This window comes from Arundinibacter roseus (genome assembly GCF_004348825.1).
Taxonomy (GTDB): domain Bacteria; phylum Bacteroidota; class Bacteroidia; order Cytophagales; family Spirosomataceae; genus Arundinibacter; species Arundinibacter roseus.
On record NZ_SMJU01000001.1, the window covers coordinates 517120 to 542491 of the forward strand.

20 protein-coding genes are annotated in these 25372 nt (G+C 46.5%); 14 read left to right on the forward strand and 6 right to left on the reverse strand.

Annotated elements, in window-relative coordinates; all coding sequences use genetic code 11:
- Nucleotides 1-127 precede the first annotated feature (127 nt).
- Together EZE20_RS02325 and EZE20_RS02330 are read left to right on the forward strand one after the other, a co-directional pair.
- Nucleotides 128-2632, forward strand: coding sequence for a TonB-dependent receptor domain-containing protein (locus tag EZE20_RS02325; protein WP_165933389.1), 2505 nt, complete (start codon nt 128-130; stop codon nt 2630-2632).
- Between the two features lie 209 nt (nt 2633-2841).
- Entirely contained in the window at nt 2842-5253 is a 2412-nt protein-coding gene (locus EZE20_RS02330) for a PAS domain-containing sensor histidine kinase (protein WP_132114044.1), read from the forward strand.
- Nucleotides 5254-5268: 15 nt separating this feature from the next.
- Here the strand turns inward: EZE20_RS02330 and EZE20_RS02335 are convergent, their stop codons facing one another.
- The gene (locus tag EZE20_RS02335; RefSeq protein WP_228713499.1) at nt 5269-6639 is read right to left on the reverse strand and encodes a methyltransferase RsmF C-terminal domain-like protein; all 1371 of its coding nucleotides are present in this window, start codon (nt 6637-6639) and stop codon (nt 5269-5271) included.
- Between the two features lie 33 nt (nt 6640-6672).
- Nucleotides 6673-8262 carry a M28 family peptidase gene (locus EZE20_RS02340; protein ID WP_132114046.1) on the reverse strand — a complete coding sequence of 530 codons (1590 nt, stop codon included), beginning with the start codon at nt 8260-8262 and terminating at the stop codon, nt 6673-6675.
- 210 nt (nt 8263-8472) lie between these two features.
- Here EZE20_RS02340 and EZE20_RS02345 point away from each other — a divergent pair, with 210 nt between their 5' ends.
- The 5 genes from EZE20_RS02345 to EZE20_RS24270 all read left to right on the forward strand — a co-directional run bounded on the left by EZE20_RS02345 (nt 8473) and on the right by EZE20_RS24270 (nt 10992).
- Nucleotides 8473-8661, forward strand: a complete 189-nt coding sequence (locus EZE20_RS02345) for a hypothetical protein (RefSeq protein ID WP_132114048.1) — start codon at nt 8473-8475, stop codon at nt 8659-8661.
- The gene (locus EZE20_RS02350) at nt 8658-8915 is read left to right on the forward strand and encodes a hypothetical protein (protein WP_132114050.1); all 258 of its coding nucleotides are present in this window, start codon (nt 8658-8660) and stop codon (nt 8913-8915) included. The genes EZE20_RS02345 and EZE20_RS02350 overlap by 4 nt, the downstream gene beginning before the upstream one ends.
- A complete protein-coding gene (locus EZE20_RS02355; protein ID WP_132114052.1) occupies nt 8831-9052 on the forward strand; it encodes a type II toxin-antitoxin system death-on-curing family toxin in 222 nt (73 codons plus the stop codon). The genes EZE20_RS02350 and EZE20_RS02355 overlap by 85 nt, the downstream gene beginning before the upstream one ends.
- 328 nt (nt 9053-9380) lie before the next feature.
- Nucleotides 9381-10157, forward strand: coding sequence for a helix-turn-helix transcriptional regulator (locus EZE20_RS02360; RefSeq protein ID WP_132114054.1), 777 nt, complete (start codon nt 9381-9383; stop codon nt 10155-10157).
- A gap of 16 nt (nt 10158-10173) precedes the next feature.
- On the forward strand, nt 10174-10992 hold the full coding sequence (locus EZE20_RS24270; RefSeq protein WP_132114056.1) for a response regulator transcription factor: 819 nt from the start codon (nt 10174-10176) through the stop codon (nt 10990-10992).
- Here EZE20_RS24270 and EZE20_RS02370 read toward each other — a convergent pair.
- The gene (locus tag EZE20_RS02370; RefSeq protein WP_132114058.1) at nt 10981-11592 is read right to left on the reverse strand and encodes an RNA polymerase sigma factor; all 612 of its coding nucleotides are present in this window, start codon (nt 11590-11592) and stop codon (nt 10981-10983) included. The two genes, EZE20_RS24270 and EZE20_RS02370, sit on opposite strands and share 12 nt — an antisense overlap.
- 459 nt (nt 11593-12051) lie before the next feature.
- Between EZE20_RS02370 and EZE20_RS02375 the strand changes: the two genes are divergently transcribed.
- The 4 genes from EZE20_RS02375 to typA all read left to right on the forward strand — a co-directional run bounded on the left by EZE20_RS02375 (nt 12052) and on the right by typA (nt 19962).
- Nucleotides 12052-15657 (forward strand): PAS domain S-box protein, encoded by a 3606-nt coding sequence (locus tag EZE20_RS02375; protein ID WP_132114060.1) that lies wholly within the window; start codon nt 12052-12054, stop codon nt 15655-15657.
- A 129-nt stretch (nt 15658-15786) separates the two neighbouring features.
- Nucleotides 15787-16884 carry a hybrid sensor histidine kinase/response regulator gene (locus EZE20_RS02380; protein ID WP_132114062.1) on the forward strand — a complete coding sequence of 366 codons (1098 nt, stop codon included), beginning with the start codon at nt 15787-15789 and terminating at the stop codon, nt 16882-16884.
- A 110-nt stretch (nt 16885-16994) separates the two neighbouring features.
- Complete coding sequence (locus tag EZE20_RS02385) at nt 16995-17870, forward strand: bifunctional transcriptional activator/DNA repair enzyme AdaA (protein ID WP_132114064.1); 876 nt, start codon at nt 16995-16997, stop codon at nt 17868-17870.
- A 277-nt stretch (nt 17871-18147) separates the two neighbouring features.
- Nucleotides 18148-19962, forward strand: coding sequence for a translational GTPase TypA (typA, locus tag EZE20_RS02390; RefSeq protein ID WP_132114066.1), 1815 nt, complete (start codon nt 18148-18150; stop codon nt 19960-19962).
- Nucleotides 19963-20030: 68 nt separating this feature from the next.
- Here typA and EZE20_RS02395 read toward each other — a convergent pair whose 3' ends face one another.
- Nucleotides 20031-20471: an NUDIX domain-containing protein gene (locus tag EZE20_RS02395; protein ID WP_132114068.1), complete on the reverse strand. Its 441-nt coding sequence runs from the start codon at nt 20469-20471 to the stop codon at nt 20031-20033.
- Nucleotides 20472-20739: 268 nt separating this feature from the next.
- On the opposite strand from EZE20_RS02395, the gene EZE20_RS02400 reads away from it, so the two are divergent.
- Nucleotides 20740-21462: a ThuA domain-containing protein gene (locus EZE20_RS02400; protein ID WP_132114070.1), complete on the forward strand. Its 723-nt coding sequence runs from the start codon at nt 20740-20742 to the stop codon at nt 21460-21462.
- A gap of 60 nt (nt 21463-21522) precedes the next feature.
- Here the strand turns inward: EZE20_RS02400 and lpcA are convergent, their stop codons facing one another.
- Together lpcA and EZE20_RS02410 are read right to left on the reverse strand one after the other, a co-directional pair.
- A complete protein-coding gene (gene lpcA / locus EZE20_RS02405; protein ID WP_132114072.1) occupies nt 21523-22107 on the reverse strand; it encodes a D-sedoheptulose 7-phosphate isomerase in 585 nt (194 codons plus the stop codon).
- Nucleotides 22108-22143: 36 nt separating this feature from the next.
- Nucleotides 22144-23754 (reverse strand): hypothetical protein, encoded by a 1611-nt coding sequence (locus EZE20_RS02410; RefSeq protein WP_228713500.1) that lies wholly within the window; start codon nt 23752-23754, stop codon nt 22144-22146.
- 280 nt (nt 23755-24034) lie between these two features.
- On the opposite strand from EZE20_RS02410, the gene upp reads away from it, so the two are divergent.
- Both upp and EZE20_RS02420 read left to right on the forward strand, forming a co-directional pair.
- Nucleotides 24035-24679 (forward strand): uracil phosphoribosyltransferase, encoded by a 645-nt coding sequence (gene upp / locus EZE20_RS02415; RefSeq protein ID WP_132114076.1) that lies wholly within the window; start codon nt 24035-24037, stop codon nt 24677-24679.
- A 116-nt stretch (nt 24680-24795) separates the two neighbouring features.
- A complete protein-coding gene (locus EZE20_RS02420) occupies nt 24796-25293 on the forward strand; it encodes a pyridoxamine 5'-phosphate oxidase family protein (RefSeq protein ID WP_132114078.1) in 498 nt (165 codons plus the stop codon).
- Nucleotides 25294-25372 lie beyond the last annotated feature (79 nt).

Here is a 25372-nt window from a genome sequence, read left to right on the forward strand (position 1 = left end):
TGGTTTGGTCCGATAAGCAATCCGGGAAGGAATGAAATTTTTAGTCTCTACTTTCTATTCAAAATTTTTCAAAACTTTTTCCCCTGAAAACAAGTCCTGTTTAGGAAAAAAGATAATCCAACTATTCATGAAGCAATTAATTATCAGTCTATTATCCTTGTTCGTAGTCCTCATCAGAACCACAGCATCTGCACAAAGTATACCTGCTGCCGATTCTGTTCAAACTCAGCAGCAGTCAGCTGTGGAAGGGTTGCTTCAAGGGTTGCTGACCTATGAAGATGACGGAAAAACGCTTCCCGTGGAATTTGCCAGCGTAGCGCTTTTTCGTTCGGCTGACTCAACGGCTGCGGGCGGAGCTATCAGCGATGAAACAGGAGTTTTTCGCATAACAGGCATAGCCGAAGGGAGTTATTATCTGATGGTTCAAACGCTTGGATTCAAAGATTTTATCAAAAAAAATATAACTGTTTCTACTACCAAGCCAACCATTAATCTTGGTACACTGAATCTCACCGAAACCGCTCGCCAATTGGATGCCGTCACGGTAACCGGCCAAAAGGAACTGATTGAGTATTCGCTGGATCGAAAAATTATTAACGTGGATAAACTCCCGGCCACGCTCGGAGGAAGTGCGCTGGATATTATGCAAAATGTGCCTTCGGTAACGGTAGACATTGACGGAAATCTGAGCCTGCGAGGCAGCGAAAATGTGATTATTCTGGTCGATGGAAAGCCTTCCGGCCTGACGGGTCTGGATCGGCAGGCTGTGCTGGATCAGATTCCGGCAAGCAGCATTGAAACTATTGAGGTAATTACCAACCCTTCCTCCAAATTTGACGCTGATGGAGCTGCCGGGATCATTAATATTGTTTTGAAAAAAGAAAAAGCCGAAGGTTTTAACGGAAGCGCTGACCTGAATATCGGTACCCGTGACAAATACAACGCCTCCGTCAATCTGAACAATCGGTTCAAATCACTCAATATGTTTGCGAGTTATAACTTCCGGGAAACGCGCCGGTTTTCGTATCGGGACAATTTTCGCGATAATTTCAATAACGACGAACTGCGTTTTCTGGAACAGCGACAGGACGGAACGAGCCGTGACCTGAATCATAATCTCCGCCTCGGATTTGACTGGGATATTGGCAAACAACTCCAAATGACCGGGTCGATCCTGTACCGTCCTGAGTACGACCGCGACCGCGACACCGGAACATACCGCTACTATAATTCTAACCGCGAAATTTCACAACTGATTAATCGTATTTCAGACGAAGAAGAAACCGGCGACGGGCTTGATTATGTAGTAGGTTTTCGCAAGAAATTTGATAAACCCAATCGTTTGCTCACGCTCGACGCTACCCTATCAACTTCAAAAAGTACGCAGGTATCGCTGTTTGAACAAACCACAACCGATGTTTTTGGCAGTCCACTAACGGATGATTTGTACCAACGAAACAACCGCCTCAACAACAACCGCGTGGGCGTAGTTCAGCTGGATTTTGTAGAGCCACTACAAAACAAGGGCAAAATTGAAACGGGTCTGAAATATACCAACCGTTTTCTGGATGGAGATTTTCAGTTTGAAAACCGCCTCGGCGACTCTCCTACGTGGGTCCCTGATCCGTTACTATCCAACCGCTTTGTGTACGACGAACACACCACAGCGGCCTATACCAACTACGGAAAAGAACACGAAAAATGGAGCTATCAGGTAGGGCTTCGGCTCGAAAATACCTCGCTGATAACTGAGCAACGAACCACAGGCGAAAAAAATACGCAAAACTATACCTATCTGTTCCCAAGTGCTTTCTTGAATTATAACCTTAGCAAGGCACAAAAAATGCAGGTCAACTACACGCGCCGGATCAACCGGCCGTGGGTACGTGCGCTAAACCCGTTCGTAGATATCTCGGACCCACTCAACATTCGCTTCGGAAATCCCGACCTGCGGCCTGAGTTGATCAACTCCTTTGAACTGAGCCACCTGTGGTATGGAAAAACTACTTCGCTTACATCCACGGCTTTTTATCGGGCAACAGTCGACAACGTGACGCGGTATCGTCGTCTGCGCGACGATGGCGTGACGGAACAAACCTACCTGAACCTGGCGCGGTCGTATTCGTACGGTCTCGAATTTGTGGTCAATCAGGACATTACGCGCTGGTGGAAAACCAATGGAAATTTTTCGTACTTCATGGCGACGATTGAGGGCGACCCCGGCGTACCCGACGTGCTGACGCAGTCTAACCGGAGCTGGAGCGCTCGTGTCAACTCTAATTTTACTTTTTGGAAAGGTTTCGAAAGTCAGGTCAGCGTCAACTACCGCTCGCCGTTTATTATCCCTCAGGGAGAAATTCAGTCGTTTTTCAATGTAGATGTAGGTTTCAAAAAGGACGTATTGAAAGGTCGGGGAGCCATTAGCCTGCGGGTGAGTGATATTTTTGACACCTTGCGATTCCGAATCAACACTTTTGGCGAAGGTTTTACGAGTTCTACAACTGCCAAGCGCGAAACGCGCATTGCCTTTTTGGGCTTTACCTACCGATTCGGCAAACAGGTACAGCAACTACAAAAAGAACGTCAGCAACGCGATGGCGGAGATGGCTCGCCCGGCGGAGAAGATTTTTAAAATCCCCAAAAAAAGGAGTTGCCGGCACAGGCAGCTCCTTTTTTCTGTTTCTCAAAGTGAACATAAAACAAAAAAAGTTATAAATTTGACTTAGTAAACCTCTCTCAATCTCGTCTGCTTTTGGCAGTTTCCAGTGCAATTTTTCAGTTGTTAAATAGCCAGAATTTTAATATTTCACTCGAATTATAGGTACATGATTTCCAAATTATATGGAAATAAATCGTGAGCATAGGGTTGAAAATCTGGCAAACAAATCAATCGACAGCCGGGCGTTGTTTGCCCTGGAAGCGGTTGAAATGGGTATTTGGGATATTGACCTGACCGATCATTCGTATTGGTGCAATGAGCGTTGCCGACAGCTGTGCGGCATGAGTTCCGAAGACGTGTGGTCGTATAAACAACTGCTGAAAAGCCTGCATCCGACGGACCGCCTCCGGCTCAACACCCGGATTCAGGAAGCGCTTACCAATCCGGCGCAAAAACGATTTGACGTGGAGTTCAGAATGTCTTCTGAAAATGACCAAACAGAATCGTGGTTTTACGGCAGCGGACAGGTATTTTTTGATACAAATGGAAATGCCTGCCGACTCACCGGAACGCTCCAGAAAAAGACCGAATCCTGCCTGGATCAGCAAACGGCAGTGCAAAGGCAAGTAGAAGTTGAACAACAGAAACTGGTTGCCATTCTGGATGTTAGTCATGAGTTTATTGGATTGGCAGGCGTAGATTTAACCATTCAATATCTCAATCCGGAAGCGTTACATATGCTGGGATGGGACAACTGGCAAGGCAAAAAAATGCTGGATTGTGTATATATCGACGACCTGCCCGTAGCCCAAAAAGCATTGGCTGAGATTTGGGCAGAAGGACATTCCTCGCTGGAAATACGGTTTGTAAATACCCGAAACAAAAGGCCGTTTTGGCTGCACTGGAACATAGCCGTGGTCAGGGATTCGTCTTCGGATGCGATTATTGGCCTGGCTACCGTAAGTACCAATATCAATGAGCGTAAAAAAAATGAACTGGCTTTGCGCGAAAGTGAGGAGCGCTTCCGGGCCGTTGCCGACGATTCGCCCGCCTTTGTTTTTATTGCAAGCCCAACCATTGAGATTGAGTTCTTTAACAAAACATTCCTGCATTATGTTGGGCTGTCGCTACACGAAATAAAAGCAGCTACCTGGAAACAATACACGCACCCGGAAGACATTCAGCGGATTCAGGTTATTTATTCAGAATCCGTACGCGACAAGAAACCATTTACGCTCGAAGTACGTCAGCGCAGGGCCCTTGATGGTGAATACCGCTGGATTTTGTGGAAAGGAATTCCCCGCTTTGGCTGTAATGGAAAATTACTGGGTTTTATGGGCAGCGGTATAGACATTCACGAACATCAGCTTACCGCCGAAACCCTCAAATTTAATGAGTCACGGTTCAGAACCTTAATCGAAGAAGCCCCTGTAGCAACCTGCCTGTTTGTGGGCAGAGACATGATTATTGAGGTAGCCAACGAAATCATGATTGGCTATTGGGGAAAAGATGAATCCGTGATTGGAAAACCCCTTGCAGAGGCAGTGCCCGAGTTAATTGGGCAGCCTTTTCTGGATATTCTGGATGAGGTATACACGACCGGCCTTACCTACGAAGCCAAAGCCACCGAGGTACAACTGGAAGTGAACGGCACCCTGGGTACCTACTTTTTTGATTTTACCTATAAACCCCTGCGAAATGACGCTGGCGAAGTATATGCCATCATGGACATGGCGATTGATGCTACGGAGGAGGTACTGGCAAAACAAGCTCTTAAAGCAAGTGAAGAACGCTACCGCAGACTAACGGCTGATTTGGAATTACAGGTACAGCAACGGACCCGCCAATTGCAGGAATTTAATGAAGACTTGAAGCGATCCAACGAAAACCTGCAACGCTTTGCCTACGTTGCGAGCCACGATTTGCAGGAGCCACTACGAAAGGTGCAGCAGTTTGGCAGCTTACTTAAAAACCGCTACGCAGCTAATCTCGGGGACGGAAGCGAATACATTGATCGCATGCAACTTGCCGCTGAGCGTATGTCAAAGTTAATTGATGACTTGCTCGTATTTTCGCGTATTTCTACACATCGGGAAGAAAGAACCGTCGTTTCTCTGCCTGATTTACTTCAATTGGTAATCAATGATCTTGAATTAAAAATTCTGGAAACGAACGCGCAGATTTTTGTGGGGGCATTGCCAACGGTACAGGGCGACCGCACCCAACTAGGCCAACTGTTTCAGAATCTGCTGAGCAATGCTCTTAAATTTCATCAGCCTGAACGGCCCGTTAAAATTGAAATTAAAGCAAGTACCCTGCTCTTTACAGAGCTGCCGCCCGGCGTTAAGCCTATTCGGGTAAGTCGGGCTTACCAGTGTATTGAAGTAATTGATAATGGTATTGGGTTTGACGAAAAATACCTGGATCGAATTTTTCAGGTTTTTCAGCGGCTGCATGGCAAAGAAGAATTTGCCGGAACGGGCATCGGCCTGGCTATTTGTGAAAAGGTGGCAACCAACCACGGCGGGGCCATCACGGCAAGCAGTCAGCCGGGGCAGGGCGCTACGTTTCGGGTATATCTTCCGATGCAGTAGCGCCCGGCGAGGCCTCTAAATTTCGCGAATATCCATCCGGATTCGCCAGTCTTTGGGTAAATAATTGTTGGTTCGGTTGCCCAGATTTTTCATCCATCCCAGTCCAAGGCCCTTATGCTGTGCCAACAGCCACCCTTTGGGCGCGTCGGGAAGCAGCAAACTCTCTTTTTTCAGAAACTGCAGGCTATTCACTCTGTTTAGTTCTACGGTCGGCACTGCGGTGTGAAGTGCCGTACTCATGGCAAGGCCCTGCGCCGGAATGAAATCTTTGCCTTTAAACTCCCCTGCTTCGCGCAGCCACACCCCCTGCGGCAGCGCTGCGTCCAGCATCATCAATTCTTCATGAAGATTTTTGGGTGCAAAAAGTACAGTACCGTCCGGGCGTTGCAGGTAAAAAAAGTCTTTGGGATTTTGCACCCAATCCTGAATAGCCGCCGCATTTTTTTTGGGAACATCGTACAGCTTGCCCATGTAGCGCGAGGGCTTTCCCTGAAACGTTATGCCTTCTTTTTTCCGAAAAGCCGCCAGATAAAACCCTTCACCCGACAGCCGATGCGGATAGCACTGATAGCCTTTGGCGCGGGCAGTCAGCCCCCATTCTTTCGGAAAATCAAGTAGAAGGTGCGTCAGGCCCTGCGCCGTAGCGAGCCACTCGGCATTCTGATCATTTTCAAATTCATTGTAGGTGCAGGTGCTGTACAGCAGCACACCGCCGGGCGCCACCAACGCATTGGCCGCGGCCAGAATCCGTTGCTGACGAGCGGCACATAACTGCACGTGCTCCGCTGACCATTCCTGAATGGCATCAGGATCTTTGCGAAAAAGCCCTTCGCCAGAGCAGGGCGCATCGACCAGCACCACATCAAAAAAACCGGTAAGTTTTTGAAACGAATCCGGGTCGTAGCTACTTGTGAAGGTTCCGGCATGCCCCCATCGTTCCAGGTTTTCTTTCAGGACCGTTACCCGGCTGCGAATCACTTCATTGGCCAGCAAAAGACTTCCTTCGGGCATCCACGAAGCCAGGAGCGTCGATTTTCCACCGGGTGCAGCGCACAAATCGAGAATCCGCAGCGGATGCTTTCGCGACACGCATTGCGACAAAGCCTCATGAATTATCATGGAAGATGCCTCTTGTACGTAATATCCGCCCGCATGAAACACGGGATCAAGCGTAAAAACCGGTCGCCTGGGCAAATAGAACCCGTCCGGGTGCCAGGGCACCCGGCTTAGCCCGGACGGGTCGTAGGCGGCTTTGGCCGGATTGAGCCGGATACTCACGGGCGACTCGTGCGCGAGTGCGTCAGCAAAGGCCGGGAAATCGGCCCCAAGCTGCGCTTTCATCGACTCCTGAAATGCCGGAGGTAAAGAAGGTTGGTGGTTTGTCAAAATAAGAATCGTTGGATAAATCTCCCGTTCAGCTTAGGGTTTGTTACTGTCAACCTTGATCCGGGCTTCGCGGTTGGTAAGGTCCCAGGCGGTGTAAAATACGAGCTGAACAATGGGTGCCTGTTTTTCAAACATTATTTTCTCGACATCATCACCCGGCCGGTGGTAATCTTCATGAACACCTGTAAAATAAAAGATCACCGGAATACCCTTTTTGGCAAAATTGTAGTGATCTGAGCGGTAGTAAAAACGATTCGGATCCTTGGGGTCGTTAAACGTATAGTCTAGATCGTACTTAATATATTTCTCGTTGGCAGCTTCACTAATGGCGTGCAACTCTGACGAAAGCTTATCAGAACCAATCAAATACACATACTTAGGATCCTTTTCGTGCGCCGTATCCACACGCCCGATCATGTCAATATTCAGGTTGGCTACGGTATTGGCCAACGGCAAAAGCGGATTTTCGGAATAGTAAGCCGATCCAAACAACCCCTTCTCTTCACCCGTTACGTTCAGAAACAGGATACTGCGGCGCGGGCCGTGGCCATTGGCCTTGGCTTTGCTGAATGCTTCGGCCAATTCGAGCAGCGAAACCGTACCGGAGCCGTCGTCGTCGGCACCATTGTTGATTTGTCCGTCCGCCGAAATCCCGATATGGTCAATGTGAGCCGAAATTACCAGTACCTCGTCTTTTTTATCTGTACCTTCCAAAAAGGCCGCAATGTTTTCCGTTTCGATGGTTTCGCTGTTGCGTTCTACCCGCAGCGCAACGTTGCCTTGGGGAGCTTTGCTTACCGGCGTTCCTTTTTTGGAAATATCGGCCTTTAAGCCCTCCACTTTTTTTAGCGAGGTTCCCAGCAGTTTGGCGCCCATTTCGCCAGACACCGTAAATACGGCCACGTTGCTCAGCGACTCATCTACGGGCTTCATCGTCAGGCGGCTCACACGTTGTGACATCACGGCCCGCTGCCGAACGAGCTGCTCAAAATCGTTACCGCTTTTTTCAGAAATCATAAAGACATATTTAGCTCCTTTGGCAAAGGCCGCCGTAGCTTTGCGTTGCCAGGCCGTCGGATTATTCCAGCTTGACTTTTCTTCGTTGCCATTCACAAGGTATTTTCCGTTGGCATCCTGCGGCTCACCTTCCAGAATAACCACCGCTTTCCCCGTCACATCCAGTTCTTTATAGTCGTTATACTGCGCGGCGTCTATCCCATAACCGGCAAAAACCGTGGGTACCGACACCTCGCCATCGGTGGTAAGCAGGCCATTCAGAAAAAAATCTTTGTTGAACTCAAACGATTTCCCTTCGGCCTTAACCGCCACATCGCCCCAGGTTTTGCGATAGAGATTATATTTCTGGAAATAGCTTTTGGACCCGTCGGCTTCTGTCACAAGGGGAGTCAGGCCGTAGGATTTGAAATATTTAGCTACATACTCTGCGGCTTTTTTCTGTCCGGGCGAGCCCGTATCGCGGCCTTCGAGGCTGTCAGAAGCAATAATTACCAGGTGCTTTTTGAGATCTGCCGGCGTGATGCTTTCGGCATATTGGGTGGCCACATCCTGCGCCTGTCCAAGTGTTGCGGTCAGAAGCAGACCACCCAAGAGGTATTTGTTCATTGAAAAGTGTTTGATTTAGATGGTTAGATCCACAAAACGGTGGCTCATTATTTGTTTGTATGACAAATAACGTAATTCTGCCCGTGAATGTGAAATGAGCATGTAAACAGCACCTGACTTACGCGCAGCAAACGCCAATGCCTCTGCAAAACTTTGTGTATCTTTGATTTGTTAGATCTAAATGGTGTAACTGGTTAAACGTGATTTCTTATGAGAGTGATTGACAAAGTAATATTCAAAAAAGCACTCATTGAGTTAGCAAGTAATGATCCTGTGTATTTGCGGGAACTATTGCTGGAAGTAAAGGATGACTTAAAAAAGGCAAAACGTAAACGACTTGAAGAAATCGTAAATGAAGATTTCGAGGAATACGAGGAGGTATTTAGAGCATTAGCATGATTGTAGATTATCTTGATAAAGACGACATTGTCTTCATAAATAAAAGAACAGTATCAGAGCATGGAGGCAATTTTATGCCTCCGGCAAATTTCCTCCATGAAGAAAATCTGGATTACCTGTTGGAAGCCGTACAGGCTGAGATGTTTGGCGAGCCGCTGTATCAGCTGCGTTGTACTGCCTCAACATCATTGGCAATCACATATTCACCGATGGCAACAAACGTACCGGGCTTGGGGCAGCTCTTGCATTCCTAAAATTGAATGGAATGCGTTTGGATAAAAGCATGTCTAATGAATATCTGTATGAGTTTATCATTCGGACCGCCTCCGGCCAATCGAGCCTGGACGAATGCCGATTCTGGTTTGCATCGCATGTAGTAGCTACATCCTAAGTTTTTCAAAAACAATTTCTTCTGAATTTTCAAGTTTTTTGTACTAACCTTGTAATAAATTATAGGTTACTTTTTATACAAATAAAATTGTATACAATAGATACTTATTTTTTCATAAAAAACACTTTTTACTCACCTGATTTTAGATCTATTTCCTAAGTACCAGATACATAATTTTTGTTTTATTGAATTAAACAAATAAAAATTATCAATAATCATTTAATATAAGCCAACAAACCTACGCTACATTTTGTTATTTAAGATAAAGATAAATAACTTACATTTACATATTTTTTAAATCAAAGCACTCACTAAATATAACTTACCGGTGATTTTAGATGATTCGATCAGTTCTATTCTTAATTACTGGGAAACGCTCAATCCTCGTTTTTCAGATCAGGAGTTAGAAAAGGCCATTCTACCTTTAAAAAACTTCGGGCAGTTGTCGCAGTTGACAGAAGGCTACAAAGCTTTTCTGAATACCCGCAGCAAAAGTACCCTGATAGCTTTTGGTGAGAGTGATTATCTGTTGGGTATCCCTACCTACATTTTTCATAATGACCCAATCCGGATATTGGTAAGTAAACTGAGTAGCTCTGCCCAACAAGATCTACATTTTCTACTCAATGAACTAGGCCGCCACCTTCATCAAAAGCAACTTGCTCCGTCTGCGATGCAGGAGATAACTCTGGGTGGAGTGGAGATATGGAGTAGTCATCTGGTTAAAAAGAAATTGCTCATCAGGCTACGTTCGTTAATGAAAGATGCAGATCACACACCTGCGCTTGCGCTACTTTCTATATGGGATGTTTCTCATCTGATGCGCCCTGCTGCCTGTTGGGGAAAGTTTGTTGTGAAGCAGGGCGCTGATACGCAGCTGCTCTTTTCGAGAGAGGGTAAATCTTTCGAGAAAAACATTTTCACAACGCGGGAATCAGCCATTATGCAACAGTTCATGAAGCAGAAAAGTAATGAATACATTGCCCGAAAATTTGAAATCAGCCTTCATACGGTGTGGCAGCATCAAAAAAACATGATTGCCAAAACGGGTACGATCAATCGTACTTCTCTGATATCCTTAGCTCAGATTGCCGATATTGCCTAATCAACTAACTATACACATGCCCGACAACTTCGCCATAAAGCAGAAACGTTTCCCGATTCCTCCCGAGAGTGGCTTGACTGGTATGATCCCTATACCTAAGGAGTCTCAAAAAGTCATTCCCATTTCTTACCCTTTGCCCGAAGGGCTCGACCTGCCGGGAGAATTTTCGACTTTTCAACTAACAGATATACTGCACGGGGCTGTGCTATTGGCAGATAGCGCTACGCTGCACGTACATCCAACGTCCAACGGAACAACCCACTTTTTGGGAAGAACCCTGGATGAATCTATCCTGACTTATTTATATAAAAATGCCACAATTGAGCAATTTCATGTAGTCGACCAGCTGGCTCAATGGCTAGACATGCACAAAGCACAGATTCCCTTTTTTTATAAAGACAAATTTGAACTTATCGTGAGCGGCATCAAAATTCAGCATGCAGACGGGCATTGGGTAAGCCTGCACGCACATGTGATTCCGTATCATGGTTCCAAAAAACCAACAGCAACTTTCTGCATTACGCTGCGCGAAATTACCTACCTTCTAGACTCGCGGGACGTGTGGGCGCGGCTTAGCTTTGGCGGCCTCGAAAAGACAGCCTTTGCCTGGCATTCGTCCTACGAAATTCAAAAGAATAAAGACCTGCTGAGTGACCGCGAAAAACAGATTTTGTTTTTGATCCGGCAACAAAAAACCGATCAGGAGATCGGCGACCTCCTGTATATCAGCAAACATACGGTGCATCAGCATCGCAAAAACATGATTGCACGGCTGGGAGTCGTCGACTCTACTGCCCTGATTGAACTTGCCCTGCTGACTCGCTTACTGAACTAACTCTCTAAAAATAACCGCAGACGACGGAATACTCTCCCGGAGTTTTTTCAGGCATTTCTTTTTCATCCGTATGGTAGCGGGAAGATTGTAGATCCGCATTTTACGGTCAATTTCACTATCGTTCAGGTTGTCGATGCATATCAGATGCAGCATTTCGCGGTAGTGCGGTTCCTGCTGTGAAATATGCTTCATGAGCAGCTTTTTGAGAGCAATGCTCGTTTCTTCGGGCAGATCGCTCGGTTCGGTTTCTGCCAAAGTATCGCTTACTTCTTCAATGGATACGCAGGGGTTTTCGCTGAAAAACTGAATCGTTCGACGAGCTTTATTTCGAAAAATTCCGCAAAAGTAGGTTGCGAGCCGGGCATCTTCCCGAAACTGATCCTTTTGAAGGTTTTCAATCAAGGTCAGAAAACTATCCATAAACAAATCCTCAAAGAGGCTGTCACGGTCGGGGGCGTCAATCCGGAACTGCATACTGAGAGCCTGACGATGCTTCGTACAGGCAGTAAATAAGGCCTCTATTGCCTTACTACGGGACATTTCATCTCCTTTCAACGCCTGAATAAGGAGTTGATCCGGTGGTATCGGTGCGTTTTTCATTACTTAAAAGGGCGCTATTCATTGGGAGTTTACATTGGCAACAAAGGTAAGTCCCAATACGGAACCATAAACTACCCAAAAAGGGTATTTTGCAATTCAGTTTACATACATATGTGCAATTTTTAATACCTTATACATCAGAACATTAACCCGTAATTTCTATCATTTGGCTTTTTTTCTGCCTTTAAAAAAAAGAACTGCCTGGTACTAAAGAACAGAAGGGAATATTTAACTCTCTGATTACGTATACATTAGGATACAAATCAGAGGATCTATATTACTTTATTAGTGTGTGTGTAGTTCTTAAAGGTGTAAACGACAAATAGGTGATCATAAGCACCATGGGTTTACACCTTTTTTGTTTTTCCAGGAAAGCGCTAACGGGTCAGGCTGATAAACACAAAACTCTTTTTTGTAAAGAAAAGAGCTGTGAAGGAGAACGATACAGGTAAACCAAGCATGGTACAGACTATACAAATACTATATATTCAGCAGACTCCACCCCCTCGGTTGGATGAGCTAATGCAGGAAGCTGCTCCTGAGGCAACTTTACAGTATCAGCAGGTACTTAATTTCCAGGAATTGCCTGATACGGATGCAGCCCTGATTATTTGCTACCAAGAGGCCGCTATTACCAAAACAACTTTTGCATCAATTCCCCGGCAACTTCTGATAGCTGTACCGCTGATTCTGATTACGCCTCATCCACAACCCTACATTCAGGAGCAGTGGCCCGCCTTTGGGTTTCAGGATTATCTTTCGCTCCACACAGCTACCGCATCTCAGGTAAAGGCTACGATACATGCTGCTTTGGGCCGGATTGCCTGTCTCAGGCAGTTGGCACAGGAGACAAATTCACAGGCTAAATCTACGGGCGAGCACACATTTCCTGGCAAAAGTACCCTTGAAGAACTTGTGGCAAGTATTTCCACCGAATTTATCAGCCTTCGAGCCGACGGACTGGATCGTACGATTGATAAATCACTGGAATTGGTAGGCCGCGTAGTGGATGTCGACCGCGTGTACATTTTTCTCTATCATACCAAAGCAGCAACGATGAGCTGCATGTACGAATGGTGTGGGGAAGGTATTTCGGTCGAAAAAGACAACCTCAAAGACCTTCCGATTGATCTTTTCCCCTGGTGGAATGCACAACAGCACCTGGGCAATATTATTAATTTATTTGAACTTGACGATCTTCCGCCGCAGGCAGTTCAGGAAAAGGAGATTCTGGAAGCGCAGTATATTCTTTCCCTGCTGGTCATGCCGCTCACTTTTGAAGGCCGTGCCATTGGTTTTGTGGGCTACGATTCCGTGAAACATCACCGCCGGTGGGTTGAAAAGGAAATTCGACTGTTGAAATCTTTTTCAGAAATAATTTCAAACGCACTCAAAAGGCGTGAATATGAATCTGAACTGAAAAAACACGGCTTTGAATCGATCTTTTTTGCTACGGTTGACCTCCACGCAATTCTGGATCATCAGGGCGAGTTTCTGATGGTAAATAAATCCTGGGAAACCGAACTATCTGAAAAAGAATTGGTTGAAAAATACATTTGGGATTTCCTTCCGTCGGTAGCAGCCGGGCAAATGAAGCAACAATGGCAGGAAATGCTCGACTTGTCGGAATCTCGGTTTCTGGTTACAGAATGGGTCGGAACTACCGGAGAAAAGCGACTCATGGAGTGGAAAATGGTACCCGACGAAAACTCCCTGGTTATTATGGTGGCCCGCGATATAACCACAAGGCAGGAAGTAGAGAATCAACTAGCGCTGGCCGGGGAGCGGCTCCGATTGGCTACACAGGCAGCCAAACAGGGCGTGTGGGAATGGGACATCAAAAACAATCATCTCATTTGGGATGAGTATATGTTTGAACTTTACGGGGTTCTGGAAAGTGAATTTTCATCAAACTTAGAAGATTGGCTTCTTACTATTCATCCCGACGATCGTGATGAACAGGTTCAGGAGGTCTCCAAAACGCTGGAAGACGGATTGGGCGTATTTGATACAGCCTTCCGAATTATCAAATACGGGGAAATCCGGCATTTGCTCGGCAAGGGCATGCTTTTATTCGATGAAAATAAACAACCCGACCGGCTCATTGGTATCAACTGGGACGTAACCAATGAACATCTGACCCGGCAAAAGCTGAGACAGAGCGAGGAAAAATACCGCGCTCTGGTCAACAACCTGAGTGAAGTCGTATTTCAGACTACGCCCGACGGCCGATGGGTATTTCTCAGTCAGGCATGGGAACGCTGCATGGGCTATGCGGTAGAAGATACCCTACAGCGCCAAGTGGAAGACTTTCTGATGTATCCCGAAGAAGACAGCCTGGGGCTACACCACCAAATTCAGACCATTAAAGATGAGCGCCTTCTGAACGTAAAAATTGAGGTGAGGTTTCGCCACAAAAACGGTCATAAGTGCTGGATGGAGGTCTTTGCCAACGCAATTGAGGAACAGGGAAAAGTGGTCGGAATTGTGGGTACGATGCTGGATATTTCGGCACAGAAAAAGGCACAAAAAGAACTTCATTTAACTGAACAGCGTTTCAGCGCCATTTTTCATTCGTCTATTCATTTCATCGGACTTATGGAGCCCGACGGGCGAATGATTGAGGTAAACCAAACGGCTATGCGTTTTGCCGGCCATGCGGATGCAACGAGCATTATTGGCAAACCGTTCTGGGAAGGGCCGTGGTGGCGTCACAAGCCAGAACTTATTCAGCAACTTAGAAAGTCCGTAGAAGAAGCAGCTCAGGGAAAAACCGTACGCTATGACATGGAGGTTATTGGCGTACACGATATCGTCCGTACCATCGACTTTTCGATCAAGCCCATGTACGATCAGGGGGGTAAGGTATACATGCTCATCCCGGAAGGACGAGACATAACCGAAATTCTCCAAACCCAACAAAAACTGGCGACCAACGAAAATATACTTCGGGAACTTACCGAAAATGTAGATGAAATCTTTTGGGTACATTCCAAGCGTCCATTCAGGCTATTGTTCGTCAATCGAATGTATGAAGAAATCCTTGGCCGGACGCGTCAGGAACTTTATGACGACCCTCTTTCGTGCATGGCCGATATTGCCGAAACACATCGCCAACTCGCTCAGGATACGCTCATGCGCTATGTTGCAGGTGAAAGCATAGACGAAGAATTTCTGATCGTTCCGCCTGCTCAGTCACCCCGTTGGATCAGACTCCGCACGTTTAACATTACCAATGAGGACGGACAAATCGTCCGGCAAATGGGCATAGCCACTAATATTTCGGATCGAAAAGAAAAAGAGCTGATGTTGCAAAATGCTCTTGAACAGGAAAAAGAACTGAACCGCCAAAAATCGCAGTTTGTGGCCACGGCTTCGCATCAGTTCCGGACACCGCTTACCTCCATTCAGTCGAGTGTAGAAATTCTAAAACTTTTGTCTAAACAGCAACTCAACAGCCCACCGGACCTCATTGGGCATTATTTGCAGGTCATTGAAGGAGAAATAATAAAATTCCGTGAACTCATGACCGACATTTTGACTCTTGGCAGCATCGAAAACGGAAAGGTTCCGTTCACACCCAATTATCATCATGTGGTGCAGATATGCCGGGAAATTGTGGAATCTTACTTTATGCACGAGGAGGAATGCCGAATCGTGTGCCATTTCCCGGAGGAAGAAATTCCGATATTTTGTGATCAAAAACTAATTCGGCACTGCGTCATGAACCTGCTGTCCAATGCCGTAAAATTCTCCAACGGAAAAGTAGAGTTAACCATAGAATTTGATGAAACAGAGGTTTCCATTCGTATTAAAGATCAGGGAATCGGAATCGATGAGCTGGAACTTCCGTTTTTGTTCGATTCCTTTTACCGGGCCAAAAACGCCACCAATATTCAGGGGACCGGGCTGGGGCTAACCATCACCAAACAATTTGTAGAAATTCATGAGGGTAAGATATATGTAGAATCCGTTCTCAATCAAGGTACTTGCTTTACCATTGTTTTGCCTATTCTGCCGATCCACGAAAACCCTCCGATGGATCAGTCTTTACTTTACGTATAAAAATAGTTACACAATCGCACACTTTTAAAACATCCATTCTTTCCACACATTCCCAGGGGGTATGTGTGGAAACCCGTTTGTATGCATGTAAACTTAGTTAATTAGTACAATTAAAAATTCTCCAACAACATGAAAGAGAAAATACTCATAATCGAAGATGAAAAAGTAATTCGTGAGAATGTAGCGTTTTTGTTAAACGCCTCCGGTTTTGAGGTTAGCACGGCACCAAATGGCAGCGAAGGCATCAAACACGCCTCGCAATTTCAGCCCGATTTGATCCTGTGTGACATCATGATGCCCGAAATGGATGGCTTTGAGGTAATTGATCAAATTCGTCAAAATAAAGCTCTGGCCATGGTTCCCTTTATTTTTCTGACCGCCAAAAGTGAACTTTCGGATATGCGCAAAGGCATGATTTTGGGCGCCGACGACTACCTGACCAAACCCTTCACACTCGAAGAATTGCTGGGGGCCATCGAAGCCCGGCTGCGCCGTCGCATTGTCATTGATCAGGTCGTTCAGCAACGCATTCAGCATATTTACAACAACCTCAACAATAACTCGACCCATGAATTTAACACCTCGCTCAACAGCATCATGGGGTTCACGGAGTTTCTGAAAGACCACTACCCAACCCTGGATGAGAGCGAGATTCAGGAGATGTTTGACATGGTGCTGGTCTCATCCAATCGTTTGAAGCGCAACCTGGAAAGCCTCATGATGTTTTCTGAAATTCAGGCACTCACTTCTTCACCAGACACACCAATTCCTTCCTTAGGAACAAGTACCATCAATCAGAATTTTGTACAGACGGTCTGGCAGGAAGTTTCGCATTCTTTCGAAAACGTTCATCCTGCGTTTGAGCTGCATGTAGAAGAAGCTGATTTGCCATTGGATGCGCGATTTCTAAAAAAAATTCTGGTAGAAGTATTCGACAATGCGATTCGTTATGCCCAATCGGAGCCCGTTGTACAGGTTACAGGGCGTCCTACACTAGCGGGCTATTTACTTTCGATTCAGGATAACGGGCAGGGATTTGAAGAGGAAGAGCTGTCAAAAATCCTTCCTTTTCACCAGTTTGAGCGTGTCGTTCAGGAAAAACAAGGCCTTGGGCTAGGGCTCTACCTCAGTCGATTACTCATAGAAAGCATTGGCGGAAGTTTAGTCATTTCAGGTAAAACAGACGGAGAAACCCAGGTGCAGCTTTCGTTTCCCCGCACATCCTGACCTTGAATTAAACCAAAAAGCTTTGGGGAAAATCGACCGGCAAAACCGCAAGTTTCGGATTGTGAGCCTTTGCGCAGGGCTGTATCTTTGCTGAAAATCCTGTTGTAAAAATGGAAGAGCCCCAAAGCTATTTGGCCGATTATCAGCGCATCGAAAAAGCCATTCGTTTCATAGAGTCCAACATCAAAAATCAGCCGGGCTTACGGCAAATTGCAGAGCACGTAGGGCTGTCAGAATTTCATTTTCAGCGGTTGTTTACCCGTTGGGCAGGCACGAGTCCGCATCGGTTTTTACGTTTTCTTACCAAAGAATACGCCAAACAACAGCTGGCACAATCGGCCAACCTGCTCGACGCCACGCTCGAATTGGGCCTTTCGAGTCCCAGCCGTCTGCATGATCTTTTCGTAACCTACGAAGCCATGACTCCGGCTGAGTTTCGGGCGCTGGGCGAGGGCGTCACGATGCGCTACGGCCTGCACAACACGCCTCTGGGCACTTGCCTGATGGTGGTCACGGAGCGCGGCCTTACCGACCTTCGGTTTTTGGATGAGGCTGAATCCGGCGAAACAGCGCTACAAAACCTGCAGACCGAATGGCCGCAGGCCCGTTGGCTTGCCGACCCGGGCGCCGGCCTGCCCTACCTCCAACCGCTTTTTGACGTCTCTTCATCCGCTCAAACCCCTTTGCCGCTGCTGCTTAGGGGAACTAATTTTCAGATCAAAGTCTGGGAAGCGCTGCTACGGATTCCGGCCGGAAAACTCGTCAGCTACGACGACATAGCCCGTACTATCGGACAGCCCACCGCAAGCCGGGCTGTTGGTACGGCAATTGGCAGCAACCGCATTGCCCTGTTGATTCCCTGCCACCGGGTGCTTCAAAAAACCGGTGGATTGGGTGGCTACCGCTGGGGTACGGCTCGCAAACTGGCATTGATTGGCCGGGAGGCTGGCCAACTCGCAGAAATCTCTGATCCTGAATTGTTCTAGCTTTTATACAACTCTCGGTTTTCACGAAACAGGCTAATTCAAAGTTTTTTTTGTATCTAATTATCATACAAAAAAACATTATTTATGTGTGTACCTTCTTTTTTGTACTTCTTTTAGTCAGATGAACGTTTTTTCGTTGTTTACGATTATTTAATTGTAAAAAACTGTTATTCAGGTAAAAAGTCCGTACTTTTGCGGTTTGTTTTGCAGTAAATAACCGAAGCTCGGTGTATGACCTCTGCGAACTAAAAATATAAACTGTTGACTTTAAAAAGAGATGCAATCCATTCGTAACATCGCAATTATTGCGCACGTTGACCACGGTAAAACCACATTGGTTGACAAAATCATTCACGCTTCCAAGCTGTTTAGAGATAATCAGGAATTTGACGACCTGATTCTGGACAACAACGATCTGGAACGTGAACGTGGCATTACTATCGTTTCCAAAAACGTGTCAGTTCGCTATAAAGATGTAAAAATCAATGTAATAGATACACCGGGCCACGCCGACTTTGGTGGAGAAGTTGAGCGTGTACTCAAAATGGCCGACGGCGTGTTGCTGCTTGTAGATGCCTTTGAAGGACCAATGCCACAAACCCGCTTTGTACTAGGCAAAGCAATTGAGCTTGGATTGAAACCTATCGTGGTTGTAAACAAAGTAGACAAAGAAAATTGCCGCCCCGAAGAAGTTCAGGAAAATGTATTTGACCTGATGTTTAACCTCGGTGCTTCGGAAGACCAGCTAGATTTTGTAACTGTATACGGCTCTTCCAAGCAGGGCTGGATGGGGGCCGACTGGAAAACTCCAACGGATAACATTACGTTTTTGCTCGACACCATTATTGAGCAAATTCCATCTGCGCCAATCAACGAAGGTACTGCCCAAATGCAGATTACCTCCCTTGATTATAACGCTTTCGTTGGCCGGATTGCCATCGGGCGTGTGTTGCGTGGCACCATGAAAGAAGGGGTGCAAATGACGCTTTGCAAAGCAAATGGCGTGATGAAAAAGGTAAAAGTAAAAGAACTGCAAATTTTTGAAGGACTGGGACGTCAGAAAGTGTCGGAAGTAGGCGCCGGAGATATTTGCGCCGTAACGGGCATCGACGACTTCGAAATCGGTGATACGCTTGCCGATGCCGAAAACCCCGAAGCGCTGCCCCGTATTGCGGTAGACGAGCCAACAATGAACATGCTCTTTACCATCAACAACTCTCCGTTCTTTGGTAAAGAAGGCAAGTTTGTTACTTCACGCCACCTGCGTGACCGCCTGATGAAAGAAACCGAGAAAAACCTCGCTCTCCGCGTAGAACAAGCCGGAAGCGAAGATAAATTTTTGGTTTATGGCCGGGGTATTCTTCACTTGTCAGTACTGATCGAAACGATGCGTCGCGAGGGCTACGAATTGCAGGTAGGTCAGCCACAGGTACTTTTCAAAGAAGACGAAAACGGACAGCGCCTCGAACCAATCGAAACGATGGTTGTCGATGTGCCTGAAACAACAGCTGGTAAGGTAATCGAACTGGCCACTCAGCGCAAGGGTGAACTGCTCGTGATGGAGCCCAAAGGTGATTTGCAACACCTGGAATTTGAAATCCCATCACGCGGGTTGATTGGTCTGCGCTCTAACGTACTGACAGCCACGCAGGGAGAAGCCGTGATGACACACCGCTTCAAAATGTTTGACGCGTTCCGTGGTCCGATTGCCGGCCGGAACAGCGGCTCAATTATTTCTAAGGGAACAGGCATGGCTACGGGCTATACCATTGATAAATTGCAGGATCGCGGTCGCTTCTTTGTTGATCCGGGTGAAGAAATTTATGGTGGACAGGTGGTTGGTGAGCATAATCGCCCGAACGACATCGTGGTAAATTTGCAGGAAGCTAAAAAACTGACCAACATGCGGGCTTCGGGCTCAGACGACGGGCTGCGTATTGCTCCGAAAATCAACTTTTCTCTGGAAGAATCCATGGAATACATTCAGAAGGATGAATACCTGGAAGTAACTCCACAAAGCATTCGGATGCGGAAAATCTTCCTGGAAGAAACTGATCGCAAGCGGAACGCCGGAAAGCTTGAACTCGTGTAGGAAACTATCAGGTCATATATTTTAATAAAACGCTGTCGGGGCTTCAAAATCCTGACAGCGTTTTTTTATTACTCCACATAGGGCTGATCTATTTTACCCAAATAGGTACCGACGGGCTTACCTTCCAGAAAAGCCCGGATTTCCGGCCCCACATTGGGGTACATATGAGTACTGAGCAGCTCCGAAAGCGAAAGCCATTTTACGTCCAAAGCACTCGTGTGCTCCGGATTCAGTACAGGCATACCCGCAATCAGGTGTACCAGAAATATGGCATGCAGCGCATCCTTGCGGCCGTCTTCTCCGATTACTTCTCCACAAAGCACAAGTTGATCTACCTCCGTCTCGATGCCCAATTCTTCCCGCAATTCCCTCACAATCACTTCCGAAAGGCTTTCTCCTGGGTCAGGATTTCCACCGGGCAGGGCATATACGTCTGTGTCGCCGTATCGGTATTTCATCGTCAGCACGCTATTCCGTTCTATAATCAGGGCACAGGGTCTTACTCGCATAGGATATTTTACTTGTTAAATCAGAATGAGTGAAAACTGAATAATATTCAATGCTATAAATAGGAACATTATCCGCAGAATTCAACGTTTAAAATTATTTTTTTCAAATCAATAATTCTACACCAGGGTAAGTCTACACTTGTTTTTATTGTCTAAAAAAATCATGAAACAGCGCTCATGAAGCCGTAAACAGCTTCTTTGGCTCAGGCAAGTAGAGTTTAACTACTACATTCTTTGGCTTTCAGCTTTTACATAACCTTCTATCTTTATGAAAAAAATTTCCTTTCTGATCTGCTTATTCAGCTTTCTGATTCTTACTTCTCAGGCAGCTCCCGTTCGGGATGCTATTCTGGTTTTTTCAAAAACCAAAGGCTTTCGGCATGCGTCTATTCCGGCAGGAAAGCGGGCGCTCATGAAACTTGGAACTGAAAATCGGTTTCGGGTCGATACTACCGAAGATGCTTCGGCTTTTACGCTCGAAAATTTGAAAAAATATAAATCTGTAATTTTTCTAAGCACAACCGGCGATATTCTAAACCCTGAGCAGCAAGCTGCGTTTGAAGCCTACATTCGTGGCGGCGGTGGCTTCATGGGGATACATGCGGCAGCTGATACGGAGTACGATTGGCCCTGGTACAATAAACTGGTTGGCGCCTATTTTTTGCATCATCCCAAACAACAAAATGTCGATATTGACGTCTGGAACAAGACGCACCCTGCCACAAGTTTTTTGCCCAATCGCTGGCGGCGATTTGACGAACTTTATAGCTACAAAAGCATTCAACCCGGCATTATTGTGCTGGCCACGCTGGACGAAGGCAGTTACGAAGGTGGTCGTAATGGACGGATACACCCGTTTATCTGGTACCACGAGTTTGAAGGAGGTCGTGCTTTTTATACCGGTGGCGGCCACACCGATGAGTCATTCGAAGAACCGCTTTTTGTCCGGCATTTGCTCGAAGGAATCAAATGGACAATGAAGAAGAAGTAAGAGACGCAACAGGTTGAAAAAAGCGTAGAAACGAAATTTTTTCGTCTCTACGCTTTGGTATTATTTTTCAACAACCATCTTTTCAATCAGCAAAATAAAAATGTGAATCACCTTAATATGTATTTCCTGAATCCGGTCGGCGTAGCCACTATGCGGCACCCTGATTTCTACATCGGCCATTCCGGCTAGTTTTCCTCCATCTTTACCAGATAAAATCACCACTTTCATTCCTTTTTGGCGAGCCGCTTCTACTGCCCGGATAATGTTGGCTGAATTGCCGCTCGTACTAATTCCCAACAGCACATCGCCGGCTTGTCCCAGGCCTTCTATAAATCGGGAAAAAACGTATTCATAGCCAAAGTCATTGCTGACGCAGCTTATGTGGCTTGGGTCCGAAATAGCAAGGGCCGGCAAAGCGCGGCGGTTGTCGCGGTAGCGACCCGAAAGCTCTTCGGCAAAATGCATCGCATCACAGTGCGAGCCGCCATTGCCGCAGGAAATAATTTTACGATCCTGACCAATCGCCTCGGCCATAAGCGTAGCGGCTTGTTCGATGACCTGACTATTGGCTGGATTTTGCAGGAAGTCATCCACGACCTGGCGGGCTTCGGTAAGCTCCTGTTGAATGATAGCTTGATATGTCATGAAGTAGTTGATAGCTGCTGTACGCAGGAATTTTGATCAAAAAGTTTGCTGACGATAGGGCAGATTATAGCGCAGCGCCAGCGTACTCAGGCGGGTATTTTGCCGCAGCGTGTAGCGAGGCGACTCTTCCTGTCGGCGCAAAACCCGGCCTTCCAGAAATAGATTGTGGGCGAGCATGTACGACACGCGCAGATCCAGAAAGCGTGTAAAGAGCGGCACTCCCTGCGCAATGACGTTGCCCAAATCGCCAACCCGGGTTTCATAGTCGAGCAGCAAATTCCCCCCCCAGTTTTGTCCGTCAAAATCCATACCCTGTTTGGTCCACATAATGGTTCCATAGGTGGTGAGACGAGGCGTAATTTTATAGCGGATAATGCCGAGAAACTCCCTGAAATTTGCCCCCAAAGGATGTGCCAGTGGCTGCCGGAAATGCGTGTAGTTGCGGGCGCCATCGCGGTGCGTATAGGTGTAGGGCCTGGCAACGTTGTACTCGCCCTGCAAGTCAAAATTCGGAATTCCGAAAGCATCTACGTACTTGAAGCCAAGTTGTCCGCCATATTTTTTGGTCCACGAACCTTCGTTACTAAAAAAATATTTAGTTAAAAATTCATCCAGCATAAACTGCCCGTAAAGCGAAACGCGGCGCCCCATGAGCCAGCGAAAATCCACGCCAAGCAGGGCGTTATCTTCGCTACCGAGGTAAGATTCAACGAAACGATAGAAAATTATAGGATTGAGGTAATTCAGTTCATAGCCTCCACCTACGCTGTCACGATTAAACACTTCGGATTCAAAAATACCCACATTGAACTTATCGCTCAGATTGACGCTCAGGTGGTGCATTGCCGTATACTTCTTCCCTCGCAGCAGATCATTGCCAAAAAAATTCTGGTAATTGATCATGCTCGTAAACAGGTTGGTATACTGAAACTTACCCAAATGCGTATCAATGCGCATGAACAGATACGGGCTGCTGTTGTCCGATAAAATCATGGAGCGGTAGCCATTTCCTATAAAATTACGGTCGTGGCCAAACTGTATATTGATGCTTTTCAAAGGTCGGAATGTGATATACCCTCTCCCCGAAAAGAAATCGACTCCGGTCCGGCGCAGGGTTTTGGCCAGCCCTTCGTTGGGAAAGTTGTAACGATCTGAATACTGACGTACGTAGTTGGCGAAGGTGCCCTGATTGTCCGAAATAAAGGTATAAAAGCCTAATTTTTGATTGATCAGCCCCCTGATTTCAACCCCTCTGCCGGTAAACCACAAACCGGTTTCGGTGTTGTTTTCCCGTCCGACATAATTATTTGTGGCAAAATTCACATGCAGATCCAGATCTTCCGTTTGAAGGCTATACAAATCGGCAGGATGGCTGAAAAATGTTCGTTCTTTTTTAACAGGCGCCGTTTTAATGGTTGGGATAGACCCCATACGGGACAGGTTCAAGGGTACGCTGTCCTCCGCTGTCAGGGCGGGCGCAGGTTCTTCAACAATCCACTCGCGGCTATCCTGCCGCAGGTAATTGATTGTGGCGCGATCTACCCGTGTAAGTTTTATTTTATCGTCCTTCGCAATGCTATCGGTAAGTGCCACTACGGCCTTTCGTTCGTAGGGCTTCAGGGTAGCATGAAATCCTTCTGAAAACATACCCCTCTTGATTTCAAGGCGATCTATAAGATGGTAGTAATCATCATTTAGTGGAATAAACGTACTTTGTCCAAAGCTGTGGGAAGACCCTAAGACGGCAAATATAATACAGGTAAAAAAAGCAACACTATGTTTACTCATGACAGCAAAAGGTCCAGAATTCGGAATAAAGAAATAACCACACAAAAAATGCCAAACAAAAATTCCGTAGCTTTAAAAGTGCCAAATTAGAGAATCAATTTGTATAATCGTTACAGTTTTGATCAAAACCTTTCCCGCTATGTTTATTCTTTCCCAAACTCCTTCCATTGCAAATCATTTTCTGGCTGAACTTCGTGACGTTTCGGTCCAAACCGACCGCATGCGTTTTCGTCGGAATCTGGAACGTTTGGGTGAGTTGCTGGCATACGAAATATCGAAGTCTTTGTCGTACCGTACTGAAACTGTACAGACTCCTTTGGCCGAATCAAAAACCTTTTTACTGCGGCAGCCGGTGGTATTGGCCACCATTCTTCGGGCAAGTTTGCCGTTTCATCAGGGTTTTTTGAACATGTTCGATCAGGCCGAAAATGCCTTTATCGGGGCTTATCGCGGGCATCATCTCAACGACGATACGTTTGAGGTAGAAATGGACTACATCACAAGTCCGAACCTTCAGGGCAAAACGCTCATTCTGATGGATCCCATGCTGGCTACCGGGCGCTCGCTCGAAAAAGTATACCATGCGCTGCTTCGTTTTGGTGTACCGGCCCAAACCCACATTGCGTCCATCATTGCCAGTCAGGAAGGAGTCCGGTATCTTAAAGCCCGAATGCCCGAGTGCAGACTATGGCTGGGGGCCGTTGACGATACCCTCAACGAGCATTTCTACATTGTGCCGGGCCTGGGCGATGCCGGAGATCTTGCCTTTGGCCCAAAAGAGTAAAAATAGGCGGTGGAAGAGATGGTTTGGGGATTATAGATCAGGATTACTCACAGGCCCTGGCATTGTTTTAGTGTCTTTCGGAAGTAGAAGCATGTTACATTTAAACGCTGATTCTGATGAAAACCGAAGAACTTAACAAAGGGCTTAATAAAGTACAAGAGTTGATTGACTCCATTGAAGTAGCCATGATTACATCTATGGAAGCAAACGGCGACCACCGGAGCCGCCCCATGCAAACCCAAAAACTTGACGCAGACGGTTGTCTATGGTTTTTGACTACCAAAACTTCCCATAAAACCGAAACGCTTAAAGAGTTTCCTCAGGTAAATGTGAGCTATGCCGACAAACAAAATCAATCCTACCTTTCGTTAACGGGTACGGCCTCGCTTACCGACGACCCGGAAATTAAAAAAGAACTTTGGAATCCGATTGCCAAAGCATGGTTTCCAAAGGGTCTGGAAGACCCCGATCTGACGATTTTGAAAGTACAGATAAAAGATGCCGAATACTGGGATAGCTCCTCATCAAAAATGGTACAGGCTTTTGAAATTGCGAAAGCACTCATTACGGGCGACACCTACGAAGAGGGTGAACATGGAAAAGTAACGCTTTGAGTTACGTATCTCATAACCAAAAAGCGCTGCCCGAGACCGGGCAGCGCTTTTTGGTTATTCAGGCAGTAAAGCTTGTGAA

Coding starts and splice junctions, on each gene's coding strand:
- EZE20_RS02325 (WP_165933389.1), top strand. CDS start 128: ATGAAGCAATTAATTATCAGTCTATTATCCTTGTTCGTAGTCCTCATC.
- EZE20_RS02330 (WP_132114044.1), top strand. CDS start 2,842: ATGGAAATAAATCGTGAGCATAGGGTTGAAAATCTGGCAAACAAATCA.
- EZE20_RS02340 (WP_132114046.1), bottom strand. CDS start 8,262: ATGAACAAATACCTCTTGGGTGGTCTGCTTCTGACCGCAACACTTGGA.
- EZE20_RS02345 (WP_132114048.1), top strand. CDS start 8,473: ATGAGAGTGATTGACAAAGTAATATTCAAAAAAGCACTCATTGAGTTA.
- EZE20_RS02350 (WP_132114050.1), top strand. CDS start 8,658: ATGATTGTAGATTATCTTGATAAAGACGACATTGTCTTCATAAATAAA.
- EZE20_RS24270 (WP_132114056.1), top strand. CDS start 10,174: ATGCCCGACAACTTCGCCATAAAGCAGAAACGTTTCCCGATTCCTCCC.
- EZE20_RS02370 (WP_132114058.1), bottom strand. CDS start 11,592: ATGAAAAACGCACCGATACCACCGGATCAACTCCTTATTCAGGCGTTG.
- EZE20_RS02375 (WP_132114060.1), top strand. CDS start 12,052: ATGGTACAGACTATACAAATACTATATATTCAGCAGACTCCACCCCCT.
- EZE20_RS02380 (WP_132114062.1), top strand. CDS start 15,787: ATGAAAGAGAAAATACTCATAATCGAAGATGAAAAAGTAATTCGTGAG.
- EZE20_RS02385 (WP_132114064.1), top strand. CDS start 16,995: ATGGAAGAGCCCCAAAGCTATTTGGCCGATTATCAGCGCATCGAAAAA.
- typA (WP_132114066.1), top strand. CDS start 18,148: ATGCAATCCATTCGTAACATCGCAATTATTGCGCACGTTGACCACGGT.
- EZE20_RS02395 (WP_132114068.1), bottom strand. CDS start 20,471: ATGCGAGTAAGACCCTGTGCCCTGATTATAGAACGGAATAGCGTGCTG.
- EZE20_RS02400 (WP_132114070.1), top strand. CDS start 20,740: ATGAAAAAAATTTCCTTTCTGATCTGCTTATTCAGCTTTCTGATTCTT.
- lpcA (WP_132114072.1), bottom strand. CDS start 22,107: ATGACATATCAAGCTATCATTCAACAGGAGCTTACCGAAGCCCGCCAG.
- EZE20_RS02410 (WP_228713500.1), bottom strand. CDS start 23,754: ATGTTTTCAGAAGGATTTCATGCTACCCTGAAGCCCTACGAACGAAAG.
- upp (WP_132114076.1), top strand. CDS start 24,035: ATGTTTATTCTTTCCCAAACTCCTTCCATTGCAAATCATTTTCTGGCT.
- EZE20_RS02420 (WP_132114078.1), top strand. CDS start 24,796: ATGAAAACCGAAGAACTTAACAAAGGGCTTAATAAAGTACAAGAGTTG.